The sequence below is a fragment of the Pseudomonas sp. FG36 genome (assembly GCF_057809275.1).
On the sequence record NZ_JBMDJQ010000003.1, the window covers coordinates 273,809 to 288,109 of the forward strand.

Annotated in this window: 12 protein-coding genes and 1 tRNA gene; 6 read left to right on the forward strand and 7 right to left on the reverse strand. The window is 66.2% G+C overall.

All coding sequences use genetic code 11. From position 1 onward, the window contains the following. Positions 1-3: 3 nt before the first annotated feature. Complete coding sequence (locus ACODS9_RS04985; protein WP_046856410.1) at positions 4-1,239, forward strand: glycosyltransferase family 4 protein; 1,236 nt, start codon at positions 4-6, stop codon at positions 1,237-1,239. Here the strand turns inward: ACODS9_RS04985 and ACODS9_RS04990 are convergent. Both ACODS9_RS04990 and moaB read right to left on the reverse strand, forming a co-directional pair. Next, the gene (locus ACODS9_RS04990; protein ID WP_489093412.1) at positions 1,228-2,448 is read right to left on the reverse strand and encodes a molybdopterin molybdotransferase MoeA; all 1,221 of its coding nucleotides are present in this window, start codon (positions 2,446-2,448) and stop codon (positions 1,228-1,230) included. The two genes, ACODS9_RS04985 and ACODS9_RS04990, sit on opposite strands and share 12 nt — an antisense overlap. Next, complete coding sequence (moaB, locus tag ACODS9_RS04995; RefSeq protein ID WP_401105715.1) at positions 2,432-2,971, reverse strand: molybdenum cofactor biosynthesis protein B; 540 nt, start codon at positions 2,969-2,971, stop codon at positions 2,432-2,434. The genes ACODS9_RS04990 and moaB overlap by 17 nt, the downstream gene beginning before the upstream one ends. Positions 2,972-3,151: 180 nt before the next feature. Between moaB and ACODS9_RS05000 the strand changes: the two genes are divergently transcribed. Both ACODS9_RS05000 and ACODS9_RS05005 read left to right on the forward strand, forming a co-directional pair. Further along, a complete protein-coding gene (locus ACODS9_RS05000) occupies positions 3,152-3,373 on the forward strand; it encodes a YgdI/YgdR family lipoprotein (protein ID WP_023632528.1) in 222 nt (73 codons plus the stop codon). Positions 3,374-3,455: 82 nt separating this feature from the next. Beyond that, positions 3,456-3,532: transfer RNA gene (locus tag ACODS9_RS05005), tRNA-Pro, on the forward strand. Positions 3,533-3,629: 97 nt separating this feature from the next. On the opposite strand, the gene mqo is transcribed toward ACODS9_RS05005, so the two are convergent. Then, positions 3,630-5,195, reverse strand: a complete 1,566-nt coding sequence (mqo, locus tag ACODS9_RS05010; protein WP_489093413.1) for a malate dehydrogenase (quinone) — start codon at positions 5,193-5,195, stop codon at positions 3,630-3,632. Between the two features lie 309 nt (positions 5,196-5,504). Beyond that, a complete protein-coding gene (locus tag ACODS9_RS05015; RefSeq protein ID WP_489093414.1) occupies positions 5,505-7,277 on the reverse strand; it encodes an ABC transporter transmembrane domain-containing protein in 1,773 nt (590 codons plus the stop codon). A gap of 248 nt (positions 7,278-7,525) precedes the next feature. Between ACODS9_RS05015 and ACODS9_RS05020 the strand changes: the two genes are divergently transcribed. Then, on the forward strand, positions 7,526-7,696 hold the full coding sequence (locus tag ACODS9_RS05020; RefSeq protein WP_173862435.1) for a PA1571 family protein: 171 nt from the start codon (positions 7,526-7,528) through the stop codon (positions 7,694-7,696). Between the two features lie 95 nt (positions 7,697-7,791). Here the strand turns inward: ACODS9_RS05020 and pdxB are convergent, their stop codons facing one another. The 3 genes from pdxB to rlmM all read right to left on the reverse strand — a co-directional run bounded on the left by pdxB (position 7,792) and on the right by rlmM (position 10,396). After that, a complete protein-coding gene (gene pdxB, locus ACODS9_RS05025; protein WP_489093415.1) occupies positions 7,792-8,934 on the reverse strand; it encodes a 4-phosphoerythronate dehydrogenase PdxB in 1,143 nt (380 codons plus the stop codon). Positions 8,935-8,981: 47 nt separating this feature from the next. Further along, on the reverse strand, positions 8,982-9,224 hold the full coding sequence (tusA, locus tag ACODS9_RS05030) for a sulfurtransferase TusA (RefSeq protein ID WP_023632607.1): 243 nt from the start codon (positions 9,222-9,224) through the stop codon (positions 8,982-8,984). A gap of 107 nt (positions 9,225-9,331) precedes the next feature. Further along, positions 9,332-10,396, reverse strand: coding sequence for a 23S rRNA (cytidine(2498)-2'-O)-methyltransferase RlmM (rlmM, locus tag ACODS9_RS05035; RefSeq protein ID WP_038705734.1), 1,065 nt, complete (start codon positions 10,394-10,396; stop codon positions 9,332-9,334). 219 nt (positions 10,397-10,615) lie between these two features. On the opposite strand from rlmM, the gene acnA reads away from it, so the two are divergent. Continuing rightward, positions 10,616-13,357: an aconitate hydratase AcnA gene (gene acnA / locus ACODS9_RS05040; protein ID WP_489093416.1), complete on the forward strand. Its 2,742-nt coding sequence runs from the start codon at positions 10,616-10,618 to the stop codon at positions 13,355-13,357. A gap of 165 nt (positions 13,358-13,522) precedes the next feature. Continuing rightward, positions 13,523-14,299: a CPBP family glutamic-type intramembrane protease gene (locus ACODS9_RS05045; RefSeq protein ID WP_401105705.1), complete on the forward strand. Its 777-nt coding sequence runs from the start codon at positions 13,523-13,525 to the stop codon at positions 14,297-14,299. Positions 14,300-14,301 lie beyond the last annotated feature (2 nt).

The window sequence follows — 14,301 nt, forward strand, 5'->3', positions numbered from 1 at the left end:
CTCATGCGCATACTCTGGACCCTGCCCTACCTGCCCTGGCCCACCACCAGCGGCAGCAAGACCCGGCAATACCACCTGCTGCGCGCCCTGGCGCAGCATGGCCACCGGATCACCTTGCTGGTGCAGTCGAAGGTCCCCTTGAGCGACACCGCGCGCGAAGCCCTGGAGCCCCTGGTGGAGCGCCTGATCGTACTGCCCAGGCGAGCCCTGAACAGCCCGCTCAACCTGCTCGCCTCCCCCATCATCGACTATCCCATGCGGGCCATCATCAACGGCCTGGCGCCTTGTCTGCGGCATCGCTTCGAGCAACTGCTGGACGAACCCTGGGATGTGATCCAGATCGAGCACAGCTACAGCTTCCAGCCGTTCGAGAGGGCCCTGCAGGCCCGGGGCTTGCCCTACATGCTCAGCGAGCATTACCTGGAGTCGGTGATGGGCGCCGCCTGCCATGACCGCCTGCCCTTGTGGCTGCGCCCGCTGAACGCCTTCGACCGCTGGCGCTATCGGCGCTGGGAACAACGGGTGCTGCGCCAGCCCACCGAGGTGGTGGCGGTCAGCGCCCAGGATGCCGAGCTGATCGGCCAGATCAGCGGCCGCCCGGTGAATGTGGTGGTCAATGGCGTGGACTGCGACCACTACCAGGACGTGCGCCCTACCGCGCATAGCCAACGCCTGCTTTTTGTCGGCAACTTCGAGTACGGCGCCAACCTGGAGGCCATCGAATGGGCGCTTGAGGAGATCCTGCCACAGGTATGGATGAGCAATCCGGCGGTGCGCCTAGCCATTGCCGGGCACGCTTTGCCGGCCAGCTGGAAGCTGCACTGGAACGACCCACGCATCGAGTGGGTAGGTTACCGCCCCGACCTGCGTGAGCTGCAGCGCCGCTCGGCGCTGTTCTTCGCGCCACTGCGCCATGCCGGTGGCTCCAAGGTGAAGATCCTCGAGGCCATGGCCGCCGGGCTACCGGTCATCACCACCAGCAAGGGCGCCTCGGGCCTGGCCATGAACAACGGCGAACACTACCTGGGCAGCGACGACAGCGGCCAGCTGGCGCTGTTGGTCACGCAACTGCTCAACCAGCCGTGGCGCATGTGCCAGCTCAGCGAGGCCGGGCGCCAGTTCGCCCGCCAGCGTCATGACTGGAGCGTTGCCGCCCAGCAACTGGAGAACGTGCACATGCGCCTGACCCAGCTGGCACCGGCAGGCGCGGGCGCCCCCGGCGGCGTGCTAGCCAAGTAGCTCGCTGAACGGGATGAATGCCACGGGGTCGCCCTGCCGTGGCGTGCTGCCCTCAAGCACCTCCACCACCCCGTCGGCCCAGGCCGCGCTGCGCAGCACACCGGAGCTCTGGTTCTTGTAGATGCGCACCCGGCCATCCTCGATGCGCGCGCGCAGGAATTCGCGCCGCGTCCCGGCCTTGGGCCAATCGAAACCCGCTGGCACGCTGAAACGCAGTGGCGCGACACTGTGCACACCCAGCCGACGCAGCAGGTAGGGCCGCGCCAGCAGGCCGAAAGTGACCAATGTCGAGGCCGGGTTGCCCGGCAGGCCGATCACCGGCACAGCTTGGTAATGGCCGAAGGTTAGCGGCTTGCCCGGCTTGATCGCCAGCTTCCACAGCGCCAGCTCGCCCGCTTCGCGCAGGGCCAGGCCAAGAAAATCGGCCTCGCCCACCGACACACCGCCGGTGGACAGGATCAGATCGACATCGCCCAGCCCGGCCAGGCACTGGCGGGTGCGTTCGAGGTCGTCGGGCAGGATCCCGGCGTCCACCACCTCGCAGCCCAGGCGTTGCAGCCAGCTGACCAGCAGGCGCCGGTTGCTGTTGTAGATCTGCCCGGGCCCCAGCGGCAATCCCGGCTCGACCAGTTCGTCACCGGTCGACAGCACCGCTACCCGTGGCCGACGCCGCACTTGCAGGGTGCCGAAACCCAGGGTCGCGGCCAGCCCGAGCTGGATCGGCCCCAGCCGCGTGCCGGCGCTCATCACCTGTTCGCCAACACGGGTTTCCTGGCCTTTGGGGCGAACGTTCTGTGACAGTGCCAGGGGTTCGAGGAACCGTATCCGGCCATTCTCGAGCACTTCGGTGTTTTCCTGCATCTCGACGCAATCGGCGCCTTCGGGCAGCGGCGCGCCGGTGAAGATCCGTGCGCAGGTGCCCGGCTCCAGGGGTTGTGGCGCATGGCCGGCGAAAATGCGCTGGGTCACCCGCAGCGGTTCGCCCTGCCAGTCGGCCAGGCGCAGGGCGTAGCCGTCCATTGCGCTGTTGGGCCACGGCGGCAGGTCGAGGCCGGCCACCAGCTCATGGGCCAGGACGCGCCCTTCGGCTTCGGCCAGCGCGACGTGCTCGGTCTCGGCGATGGGCGCCTTCTCGGCCAGCGCCAGCAGGCGCTCCAAGGCCTCTTCCACCGGCATCAACGGCCGGGCCACCTCAACCACGGCTGTCACAGGCCGCTGCCTGCTTCAGGTGCGGCACGAAGTTGCACGGCCGGTGACGGGCATCCAGCTGCTCGGCGAGGATGCCGTCCCAACCGGTGCGCACGGCATTGGTCGAGCCCGGCAGGCAGCAGACCAGGGTACCGTTGGCAAGGCCTGCCAGGGCGCGGGACTGCACGGTGGAGGTACCGATGTCGGCCACCGAGATCTGCCGGAACAGCTCGCCAAAACCTTCGACCTGCTTGTCCAGCAGGCACGCCACGGCCTCCGGGGTGCTGTCGCGTCCGGTAAAGCCGGTGCCACCGGTGATCAGCACCACCTGCACCTGGTCATCGGCGATCCAGGTCGCGACCTGGGCGCGGATCTTGTACAGGTCATCCTTGAGCAGCATGCGCTCGGCCAGGCGGTGGCCGGCGGCGCTCAGGCGATCGACGAACAGCTGGCCGGAGGTATCGGTGTCGAAGGTACGGGTATCGCTGACCGTCAGCACGGCGATGTTCAGCGCTACAAAAGGGGTATCTGCCTTGGCTTTCATGGGAGTCCGTCGCAGGGGAACAGGGAATGTGCGCTGTTATATCACAGGCCACGGCACCCCGACCGCGACGTTGTTCTTGGTCAATGCCGGTGCGATGGCGCTATGCTGCACTGTGCAAGGAACTTGCGTGGACGCCCTGCGTCTTAATGACATCTAGCACCATCGCACTGGAGAAACACGATGATCCAACGGACCCTTCCCGCCTTCCTGCTTGCCCTGGGCCTGGGCGCCCTCGCCGGCTGCGCCTCGCCAACCGTCATCACCCTGAACGACGGCCGCGAGATCCAGGCGGTGGACACCCCGTCGTATGACGACGACTCCGGCTTCTACGAATTCGAACAGCTCGACGGCAAGCGCACACGCATCAACAAAGATCAGATCCGTACCGTCAAGGAGCTGTGATCCAGCCCTGTGTTTTTGGCGCAACTCCTTTTTGCAACAAGGGGTTGCGTTGAAAAAATCGATGCAGTAGCATTTCGGACATCGGAGTGTAGCGCAGCCAGGTAGCGCGTCTCGTTCGGGACGAGAAGGCCGCAGGTTCGAATCCTGTCTCTCCGACCAAATCCTGCAAAAAACCCGCCTTGCGCGGGTTTTTTGTTGCCTGCGAAAAGGCCAGTCACCGGTGGGAGCAGGCCAGCCTACTCCCACGCTTGTGCGCTTACTCCGGCAACACCGGCACATGCAGCAGCTGCAGGCGCGCACTGCTCCATTCGCGGGTCTTGTTGGTCAACTCAAGGTCGTTGTTCAGCTTCTGGCCGTAGGTCGGCACGATTTCCTTGAGCTTGGCCTGCCACTCGGTGCTCTTGATCCGATCCTTGAAGGTCTTCTCCAGCACGGTCAGCATGATCGGCGCGGCGGTCGAGGCACCGGGCGAGGCACCCAGCAGCGCGGCGATGCTGCCATCCTCGGCGGCCACCACTTCGGTACCGAACTGCAGCACGCCACCGTGCACGGGGTCCTTCTTGATCACCTGCACGCGCTGGCCGGCCTGGAGCAGCTGCCAGTCTTCGTTCTTGGCGTTGGGGAAGTATTCGCGCAGGGCCGCCATGCGGTCGTCGAAGCTGAGCATCAGCTGGCCCATCAGGTAGGTGCTCAGGTCGATGTTGTCGATGCCGGCATGCATCATCGGGCTGATGTTGTGGGTGGTCAGCGAACTGAGCATGTCCAGCAACGAGCCGTGCTTGAGGTACTTGGTGGAGAAGGTCGCGAACGGACCGAACAACAGCACCTCCTTGCCATCGATCACCCGAGTGTCCAGATGCGGCACCGACATCGGCGGCGCGCCGACCGAGGCCTTGCCGTACAGCTTGGCCTTGTGGCGGGCGACCAGGTCGGCATTGTCGGTCATCAGAAACTGGCCACCGACCGGGAAGCCGGCATAGCCCTCGGCCTCCGGGATGCCGGACTTCTGCAGCAGCTTGAGCGCGCCGCCACCGGCGCCGATGAAGACGAACTTGGCTTTGACCGCAGTCTCCTTGCCACCTTTGGCCAGGTCGGCCACCACCACGTTCCAGCTGCCGTCGTCGTTGCGCACGATGTCGCGCACTTCATGGCCCAGGTGCAGTTGCACGTTCGGGTTACGGGTCATGGCGGCGAACAGCTGCCGGGTGATCTCGCCGAAGTTCACGTCGGTACCGATGGCCATGCGGGTCGCAGCCACCTTCTGCCCGGGGTCACGGCCTTCCATCACCAGCGGCACCCACTGGCGGATCTGCTCGTGGTCCTCGGTGATCTCCATGCCGCGGAACAGTGAGCTGTGCCGCAGGGCCTCGACGCGCTTGTGCAGGAAGGCGACGTTCTCGTCACCCCAGACGAAGCTCATGTGCGCCACGTTGTTGATGAACGAACGCGGGTTGCTCAGCACGCCCTGCTCGACCTGGTAAGCCCAGAACTGCTTGGACACCTCGAACTGTTCGTTGACGTTGACCGCCTTGCTGATGTCGATGCTGCCGTCCTTGCCGACGCTGGTGTAGTTCAGCTCGCAGAATGCAGAGTGGCCTGTACCGGCATTGTTCCAGGCATTGGAACTCTCTTCGGCGACCTGGTCCATGCGCTCGTAGACGTCGACTTTCCAGTTCGGTTCCAGTTCGGTGAGGTAGGTCCCGAGGCTTGCGCTCATGATGCCGCCGCCGATCAGCAGGACATCGACGGACTTTTGTGGCTCCGCGGGCTTGGAGCAGCCGATGACACTCAGGCACAGGAGCGTCAGCAGGATTTTTTTCATTAGCTCAATCCAATTGAAGTGAAGGATTGGCAGTCGTTGCCCCCGGTGTGCACGCCCGGTTGTTGTTGTGGTTGGCAGGAGTTTCGCGAAATCGGGGCACGATCGCCTCGGGCCTTGGCCCGGGGCGCCGTAAAGCAGGGAGTGTGCCAGCATGGTCTTGCCCCCGGTCCATGGCGCCCGGACAACATCAGGTGAGCGGACGGATGGCGACAATCCGCCACAGTCGCCGGGTGCAACCTGCAAAGATGGCGGATTTCCCCACCTTTACCACTTCGACGGGGCATGTGCGCGCCCCTGGCTGCGCGTTGGTCAGAGCGTGTCGCCCGCAGTGAACTGCAGCGCCGCCAAGCGCGCATACAGCGGGCTTCGCTCGATCAACTGCCGGTGCGTGCCCACCGCCACCAGCCGCCCCTGGTCGATCACCGCGATACAGTCGGCATGCTGCACCGTCGCCAGGCGGTGGGCGATGACCAGAGTGGTGCGCCCGGCCATCAGTTGTGGCAATGCCTGCTGGATCAGATATTCGCTTTGCGCGTCCAGCGCGCTGGTGGCTTCGTCCAGCAGCAGGATCGGCGCATCCACCAGCAGCGCCCGGGCAATCGCCAGGCGCTGGCGCTGGCCACCGGACAAGCCCACGCCCCCCTCGCCCAAAGGTGTCTGGTAACCCTGGGGCAACTGGATGATGAATTCATGGGCATGGGCACCGCGCGCTGCCGCCTCGACCTCGGCCAGGCTGGCCTCGGGCCGACCGTAGCGGATATTGGCCTCGACCGTGCCGCGAAACAGCGCCGGCTGCTGGGCTACCAGGGCAAACTGGCGACGCAGGTCGACCGGCGCCAGCCCGGTGATCGGCTGGCCATCGAGCAGAATCGCGCCACCTTGAGGGTCGTAGAACCGCAGCAGCAGGTCGAACAGGGTCGACTTGCCGGCCCCCGACGGCCCGACCAGCGCCACGGTCTCGCCGGGGCGAATATGCAGGCTGAGGCCATCGACGGCCGCCACCGCGGGCCGTGACGGGTAGGCGAAGCGCACCTCGCTCAGTTCGATGTCGCCACTGGCGCGCCCGTGCGCCAACCCCGCCGGCTGTGACGGCGCCAGGATCGCCGTCTGCGCCGCCAGCAGCTCGGCGATGCGCTCGGCGGCACCAGCGGCCCGTTGCAATTCGCCGATCACCTCGCTCAGGGTGCCGAAGGCGCTGCCGACGATCAGGCTGTAGAACACGAACGCAGCGAGCTCACCGCCCGAGATGCGCCCGGCGATCACATCCATGCCGCCGACCCACAGCATCACCCCGACCGCACCGAGCACCAGCACGATCACCAGGGTAATCAGCCAGGCACGCTGGGCGATGCGCCGCCGCGCCACGTCGAACGCCGCCTCCACGGTGTCGCCGAACAGTGCCTGGTCACGCGCCTGGTGGTTGTAGGCCTGCACCGTCTTGATCTGGCCAAGGGTCTCGGCGACATAGCTGCCCACATCGGCCACCCGGTCCTGGCTCTGCCGCGACAGGCTGCGCACGCGCCGCCCGAACAGCAGGATCGGCGCCAGCACCAAGGGCAGGGCCAGCACCACGATGCTGGTCAGCTTGGGGTTGGTGACGAACAGCAGGATCACCCCGCCGACCACCATCAGCGCATTGCGCAGGAACAGCGACAGCGACGAGCCGATTACGGACTGCAGCAAGGTGGTGTCGGCGGTCAGCCGCGACTGGATCTCCGAACTGCGGTTGTCCTCGAAGAACCCCGGATGCAGCCAGACCAGGTGGTCGAACACTGCCCGGCGGATATCGGCCACGCAGCGCTCTCCGATCCACGACACCAGGTAGAAACGGGCGAAGGTCCCCACCGCCAGCGCCACCACCAGCAGCATGAACAGGCCGATGGTCTGGTTGAGCTGGTGCGCCGAGCCGGTCATGAAGCCCTGGTCGACCAGCAGGCGGATGCCCTGCCCCATGGACAGGGTAATGGCGGCGGTGACCACCAGCGCCAGCAAGGCCAGCAGCGCCTGGCGGCGATAGGGGCGCACGAACTGCCAGCCCAGGTGTAGAGCGCGGCGTTGGCGGGGGGAGATCGGCTCGGGCATGGCGAAAGTCGTTCTGTGCTGAGGTCAGGCCAAGACTACCACTCGTCGACCCTGTGCAACGTCTGGGAATGCGACGCCGTCCCATGATCGAACAGGACGATAGTGACTATGCCCATTCGTTCTAACCTGCGACTGGAGGTTTACCGTGGTTTCTGTTGGACTGATCCGGCATGACGCCGAAGAAACTGTCACAGACCAGTCACGGCGAAGCGCTACCTTGAGCTTGAACCTGAAAGAGGAGACAGGACATGAGCTTGCAGCACACCGATACGCCCAAGACCCAGCCCCCTGCGCAACATCAGGTCTGTGGCTCGATCATCGATGCCCAGGGCCGCGAGGTACCCATCACCGAGCAGATGATCCAGAAGGCCTGCAAGGACCTGGAAGCCAGCCGGGCCGAGAAAACCCGCAAGACCTGACCCCTGAATTGCGTGCAACCCGGCGCCCGCGCCGGGTTTTTATTTGCCCGCGAAGCTCACCCTCACCTGTGGCTTGCCCCGCGCTACCACGGCCCTCAGACCAACACCGCCCCCAATGCACTGACCACCTGCGCCAACTGCGGTGCCTCCCCCCGCACCCGCACCGCCAACCCTTCGATCTCGCGGCGCACCGGATAATGCTTGCGCAGCAGGTCGAACGCGGCGCGTTGCTCGGCCGGGTCGTCGCTGAGGCTGCGACGAAAATCCGCATCGTCGCGACGCGGGTCGTACACCGCGCGGCACAGTGTGGCCAATGTCCACGCCGGCTCCGCGCTGGCATCGAACTCGATCTGCGCCAAGCCCGTCGCCGGCAGCAGGTCGGCCAGTCGCACCTGCTCGTGCAAACCCTGCCAGCGGCAGAACGCCTGATAGATCTGCGCCGTGCCACGCTGCTTGCCATCCAGGCTGTAGCCGGCGATATGCGGCGTGGCCAGGGTGCACAGGTCGGCCAACGCCAGGTCCACCTGCGGCTCGCCCTCCCACACGTCGAGCACCGCATGCACATCCTCGCGATCCAGCAGCAGTTCGCGCAGGGCCGCGTTGTCCACCACAGGCCCACGGCTGGCGTTGATCAGCCAGGCGCCTGCGCGCAAGCGGGCCAGGCGCGGCTGATCGAGCAGGTGCCAGGTCGGGTGCTCGCCGCCACGCTGCAGCGGCGTGTGCAGGCTGATCACATCACACTGCTTGAGGACACTGTCGAGATCGACAAAGTCGCCGCCCTCGCTGGCCTGGCGCACCGGGTCGCACACCAGCACCTTCCAGCCGAGGCCGCGCAGCACCCGCACCAGCCGCCCGCCGACCTCACCCGCGCCGACCACGCCATAGACGCGCTTGCCCAGGTCGGCACCCTCGAGTTCGGCCAGGGTCAGCAGGCTGCCCAGCACGTAGTCCACCACGCCACGGGCGTTGCAGCCCGGCGCGCTGCTCCAGTGGATACCAGCTTCGGCGAAATGTTCGAGGTCGAGGTGATCGGTGCCGATGGTGCAGGTGCCGACGAAGCGTACCCGACTGCCCTCGAGCAGTTGCCGATCGACGCGAGTCACCGAGCGTACCAGCAGCACGTCGGCTTCCTTGACGCAGGCGGCGTCGATGGCCCGGCCTGGATAACGGCGGATTTCACCGAAACCGGCAAAGAAGGCATCGAGCAGCGGGATATTCTCGTCGGCAACTATCAGCATGGCGCTCTCCTGTCAGGGGAGCGCAGTGTAGCGCGATCGCGGCGGGCTCAGTCGGCCTTCTTGCGGATCCAGTACAGGTAGGTTCCGGCGTCTTCTTCCTGGCCGAGCAGCTCGTGGCCGAGGAAGATGCAGAACTTGGGGATGTCGCGGCGGGTCGACGGGTCGGTGGCGATGACCTTGAGCACGCCGCCGGATACCAGCTCGCGCACATGCTTGTGCAGCATCATCACCGGCTCCGGGCAGTTCAGGCCGGTGGCGTCGAGGATCGCGTCGTGGGTGAAATCGGTCATGAAAGGCTCCGCAAAATGCTCGTCATTGTGGCGTATCGGCCGAAGGGCGCCAAGCCCACTCCCACAAGGGCCGGGTACCGTGGGAGCAGGCTTGCGCCGCGATGGCCTCAGCGCGGCTTCAGGTCCAGCCGACGCAGGTGGCAGGTGACTTCCTCACGGTCGTGATACAGCTGCTTGCAGGCGATCGACACCTTCACCTTGCGCGCCTTGAACCCAGCCTCGATGCGGTCCAGCAGCTTGCGAACCTCGGCATGGCGTTGCTTCATCGGCAGTTTCAGGTTGACCACCGCTTCGCGGCACAGCCCTTCGCCCAGCCAGGTCTCGATCAGCGAAGCGGTGCGCGCCGGCTTCTCGACGATATCGCAGACCATCCAGTCCACCGTCTGCTTCGGCTGCCAGGTAAAGCCGTCGGCCATCAGATGGGTGACCAGGCCGGTATCCATCAGGCTCTCGGCCATCGGCCCGTTGTCGATGGCGGTCACCAGCATGCCACGCTTGACCAGCTGGTAGGTCCAGCCGCCGGGCGAGGCGCCCAGGTCGACACCGGTCATGTCGTCGTTCAGGCGCGCGTCCCATTGCTCGCGCGGGATGAACTGGTGCCAGGCTTCCTCGAGCTTGAGGGTCGAGCGGCTCGGGGCCTCGCGGGGGAACTTCAGGCGTGGGATGCCCATGGGCCACAGCGCCGAGTTGTCGGCCTCGGCCAGGCCGAGGAACACCCGGCGACCGCTGATGAAAGTCAGCAGCAGGCGCGGACGGCGGGCGTCATCGACCAGGCGGCCGGCCTTCTCCAGGGCCTTGCGCAGCGGCACCTCGAACTTGCGGCAGAAGGTCGACAGCTCCTTGCCCTCGTTGCTGTCGAGCACCTCCAGCCACAGGCTGCCGCACACCGGCAGCGCGGCCAGGTGCTCAAGCAACACGCTGATGCGGTCGGTCTCAGGCAGCTCGACGTACGTGCCGCGGGCCCACTGGCGCGGGAAGATCAGCTGCGAGAAGCGCAGCGCCTGCATCATGCGTTCGGCGCCACCGGGCTCGGTGCAGACGAACTCGGCGCAAGCACTCTGCGGCTTGCCCTTGGCATAGCCGGGCACGCCCAGATGGGCGGCGTGTTCGCTGATTTCGGCGCAGACCTCGCCCTCGAAGCCGGGCCGGCAATGCATGAACAGGGTATTCATTTCTCACTCCACATCACTGACGCAGACGGCGCCAGGGCGGCGAATGATAAAGGAAGTCGGGAACCAGCGACACGCCCCATCGGTCCAGAAAAGGGTCGGGACCGGCAAACCGGTCTAACCTGACTGTTCAGCCAGGTCCGTGCCGTGCGGACTGGTCCAGAGCGGTGACACCGGCGAGCGACCCGCAGTCGCCGGGCACCGGAGCACAAGGAGTTGTAAATGCCCTCGCTCGATAGCCTGAAAACCCTCAAGACCCTCCAGGTGGCCGACCGCGCCTACCACTATTTCAGCTTGCCCGACGCCGCCCGCCAGCTCGGCGACCTGCAGCGCCTGCCGATGTCGCTCAAGGTGCTGCTGGAGAACTTGCTGCGCTGGGAAGACGGCAAGACTGTCACCGGCGACGACCTCAAGGCCCTGGCCGCCTGGCTGCAGGAGCGCCGCTCCGACCGCGAGATCCAGTACCGCCCGGCGCGGGTGCTGATGCAGGACTTCACCGGCGTGCCGGCGGTGGTCGACCTGGCCGCCATGCGCGCGGCCATGGCCAAGGCCGGCGGCGACCCGCAGCGGATCAACCCGTTGTCGCCGGTGGACCTGGTGATCGACCACTCGGTGATGGTCGACCGTTATGCCACCCCGGCCGCATTTGCCCAGAACGTCGACATCGAAATGCAGCGCAACGGCGAACGCTACGCCTTCCTGCGCTGGGGCCAGAGCGCCTTCGACAACTTCCGGGTGGTGCCGCCGGGCACCGGCATCTGCCACCAGGTCAACCTCGAATACCTGGGCCGCACGGTATGGACCCGCGAGGAGGAAGGCCGCACCTATGCCTTCCCCGACACCCTGGTCGGCACCGACTCGCACACCACCATGATCAATGGCCTCGGCGTGCTCGGCTGGGGCGTGGGCGGCATCGAGGCCGAGGCGGCCATGCTCGGCCAGCCGGTATCGATGCTGATCCCCGAGGTGATCGGCTTCAAGCTCACCGGCAAGCTGCGCGAAGGCATCACCGCCACCGACCTGGTCCTGACGGTCACGCAGATGCTGCGCAAGAAGGGCGTGGTGGGCAAGTTCGTCGAGTTCTATGGCGACGGCCTGGCCGACCTGCCACTGGCCGATCGCGCCACCATCGCCAACATGGCCCCCGAGTATGGCGCCACCTGTGGCTTCTTCCCGGTCGACCAGGTGACCCTCGACTACCTGCGCCTGTCCGGTCGCCCCGAGGAAGCCGTACAACTGGTCGAGGCCTACTGCAAGGCCCAGGGCCTGTGGCGCCTGCCCGGCCAGGAGCCGCTGTTCAGCGACACCCTGGCGTTGGACATGAACGATGTGGAGGCCAGCCTGGCCGGGCCCAAGCGCCCGCAGGACCGCGTCGCCCTGGGCCAGGTGCGCCAGGCCTTCGACCACTTCATCGAGTTGCAGCCCAAACCGCTGGCCAAGGAAGTCGGCCGCCTGGAAAGCGAAGGCGGCGGTGGCGTGGCGGTGGGCAATGCCGACCAGGCAGGCGAGATCGACTACACCCACGAAAACCAGACCCACACCCTGCGCGACGGCGCGGTGGTGATCGCCGCCATCACCTCCTGCACCAACACCTCCAACCCCAGCGTGATGATGGCCGCCGGGCTGGTGGCGAAGAAAGCCGTGGAGAAAGGCCTGCAACGCAAGCCCTGGGTGAAGAGTTCGCTCGCCCCCGGCTCCAAGGTGGTCACCGATTACTATAAAGCCGCAGGCCTGACACCCTACCTCGACCAGCTCGGTTTCGACCTGGTCGGCTATGGCTGCACCACCTGTATCGGCAACTCGGGCCCCCTGGACGAGGCCATCGAGCAAGCCATCGGCAGCGCCGACCTCACCGTCGCCTCGGTGCTGTCGGGCAACCGCAACTTCGAAGGCCGGGTACACCCGCTGGTCAAGACCAACTGGCTGGCTTCGCCGCCGCTGGTGGTGGCCTACGCCCTGGCCGGCAGCGTGCGCGTCGACCTCAGCCAGGACCCGCTCGGCACCGGCAAGGACGGCAAGCCCGTGTACCTGCGCGACATCTGGCCAAGCCAGCAGGAAATCGCCGAGGCGGTCAGCAATGTCGACACCCGCATGTTCCACAAGGAATATGCCGAGGTGTTCGCCGGCGACGCCCAATGGCAGGCGATCGAAGTGCCCCAGGCCGCGACCTATGTCTGGCAGGACGATTCCACCTATATCCAGCACCCACCCTTCTTCGATGACATCGGCGGCCCGCTGCCGGAGATCGGTGATGTACGCAACGCACGCATCCTCGCCCTGCTCGGCGACTCGGTGACCACCGACCACATCTCCCCGGCCGGCAACATCAAGGCCGACAGCCCGGCCGGGCGCTACCTGCGCGGCAAGGGCGTGGAACCGCGCGACTTCAACTCCTACGGCTCACGGCGCGGTAATCATGAGGTGATGATGCGCGGCACCTTCGCCAACATCCGCATCCGCAACGAAATGCTCGGTGGCGAGGAAGGCGGCAACACCTTGTTTGTACCCACGGGCGAGAAACTGTCGATCTACGACGCCGCCATGCGCTACCAGCAGGATGGCACGCCGCTGGTGGTGATCGCCGGGCAGGAATACGGCACCGGCTCCAGCCGCGACTGGGCGGCCAAAGGCACCAACCTGCTGGGGGTCAAGGCGGTGCTGGCGGAAAGTTTCGAACGCATCCACCGCTCCAACCTGGTGGGCATGGGCGTGCTGCCGCTGCAGTTCAAGGCGGGGGACGACCGCAAGCGCCTGGGGCTGACCGGCAGCGAGCGCATCGATGTGCTGGGGCTGACCGATGCGCAGATCCGCCCGGGCATGAGCCTGCCGCTGCGCATTACCCGCGAGGATGGGCGCCAGGAGCAGATCGAGGTGCTGTGCCGGATCGATACGCTCAATGAGGTGGAATACTTCAAATCGGGCGGGATCCTGCATTATGTGCTGCGGCAATTGATCGCAGGGTAGGAATTCACTGCTCGCGCCCGCGCCTTTGGTGCGGGCTGTCGTGGGAGCGGGGTTGCCCCGCACCCATGCCTGCGCCTTCATATCGTTGTTCCTGCAGAGCATGGTGTCCTGAAGCCGCTTGGCTGAGTCCTACCTTCCATGGACCCACCGGCACAAGGAAACCCAATGCCCCGTCTCCACTGGATCGCCCTGCTCCTGCTCGGCCTCGGCTACACCCTCGCACTGACCCACGGCAGTATCGGCCTGATCGCCCTGCCCGCCTTGCTCGCCCTGTTCTGCAGCGGCCTGCTGGCGCGCCGCCAGGTCCGCTGGCAACAGACCCTCGGCCACCTGCTCTTCGTCGTTCTCGCCGTCGCCTTGGCGCTGCACTGGCTGCCCGGCTTCCATGGCGCCCGCGTCATCGACAAGGCCGTCCTCAGCGAAGGCGCGGTGCCCTTCTCCATGTACCTGAACCTCGACAAACCACTGATCGGCCTGTGGCTGCTGCTGGCCTGCCCTTGGCTGGTAATGCTGCGCGGTCGCGGCCTGGCCATGAGCCTGGCGCTGATCCTGCCCCTTACCCTGCTCGCCTGCCTGGGCGGCGCCTGGGCCTTGGGGATGGTGGCCTGGGCGCCGAAATGGCCGGACCAGGCCTGGCTATGGCTGGCCAACAACCTGCTGCTGGTGAGCCTGACCGAGGAACTGCTGTTCCGTGGCTACATCCAGGGCGGCCTGCAACGTCTGTTCAAGCATGAGGGGCTGGCGCTGCTGTTGGCCGCGCTGTTGTTCGGCCTCGCGCACCTGGCCGGTGGCTGGCAATGGTTCTACCTGGCCACCCTGGCCGGGGTGGGATACGGTCTGGCCTATCGCCATGGCGGGCTGGCAGCGGCGGTGCTGTGCCACACCTGCGTCAACCTGGCGCACTTCGCCCTGTTCAGCTACCCGATGCTGGCCCCGGGCTGAGC

What these genes read in the sequence shown, in the direction of transcription:
- tusA (WP_023632607.1), bottom strand. Translation starts at nt 9,224, where the DNA reads ATGACCGATTTCACCCACGACGCGATCCTCGACGCCACCGGCCTGAAC.
- ACODS9_RS05020 (WP_173862435.1), top strand. Translation starts at nt 7,526, where the DNA reads ATGAGCTTGCAGCACACCGATACGCCCAAGACCCAGCCCCCTGCGCAA.
- rlmM (WP_038705734.1), bottom strand. Translation starts at nt 10,396, where the DNA reads ATGAATACCCTGTTCATGCATTGCCGGCCCGGCTTCGAGGGCGAGGTC.
- ACODS9_RS05015 (WP_489093414.1), bottom strand. Translation starts at nt 7,277, where the DNA reads ATGCCCGAGCCGATCTCCCCCCGCCAACGCCGCGCTCTACACCTGGGC.
- pdxB (WP_489093415.1), bottom strand. Translation starts at nt 8,934, where the DNA reads ATGCTGATAGTTGCCGACGAGAATATCCCGCTGCTCGATGCCTTCTTT.
- moaB (WP_401105715.1), bottom strand. Translation starts at nt 2,971, where the DNA reads ATGAAAGCCAAGGCAGATACCCCTTTTGTAGCGCTGAACATCGCCGTG.
- acnA (WP_489093416.1), top strand. Translation starts at nt 10,616, where the DNA reads ATGCCCTCGCTCGATAGCCTGAAAACCCTCAAGACCCTCCAGGTGGCC.
- ACODS9_RS05045 (WP_401105705.1), top strand. Translation starts at nt 13,523, where the DNA reads ATGCCCCGTCTCCACTGGATCGCCCTGCTCCTGCTCGGCCTCGGCTAC.
- ACODS9_RS04985 (WP_046856410.1), top strand. Translation starts at nt 4, where the DNA reads ATGCGCATACTCTGGACCCTGCCCTACCTGCCCTGGCCCACCACCAGC.
- mqo (WP_489093413.1), bottom strand. Translation starts at nt 5,195, where the DNA reads ATGAAAAAAATCCTGCTGACGCTCCTGTGCCTGAGTGTCATCGGCTGC.
- ACODS9_RS05000 (WP_023632528.1), top strand. Translation starts at nt 3,152, where the DNA reads ATGATCCAACGGACCCTTCCCGCCTTCCTGCTTGCCCTGGGCCTGGGC.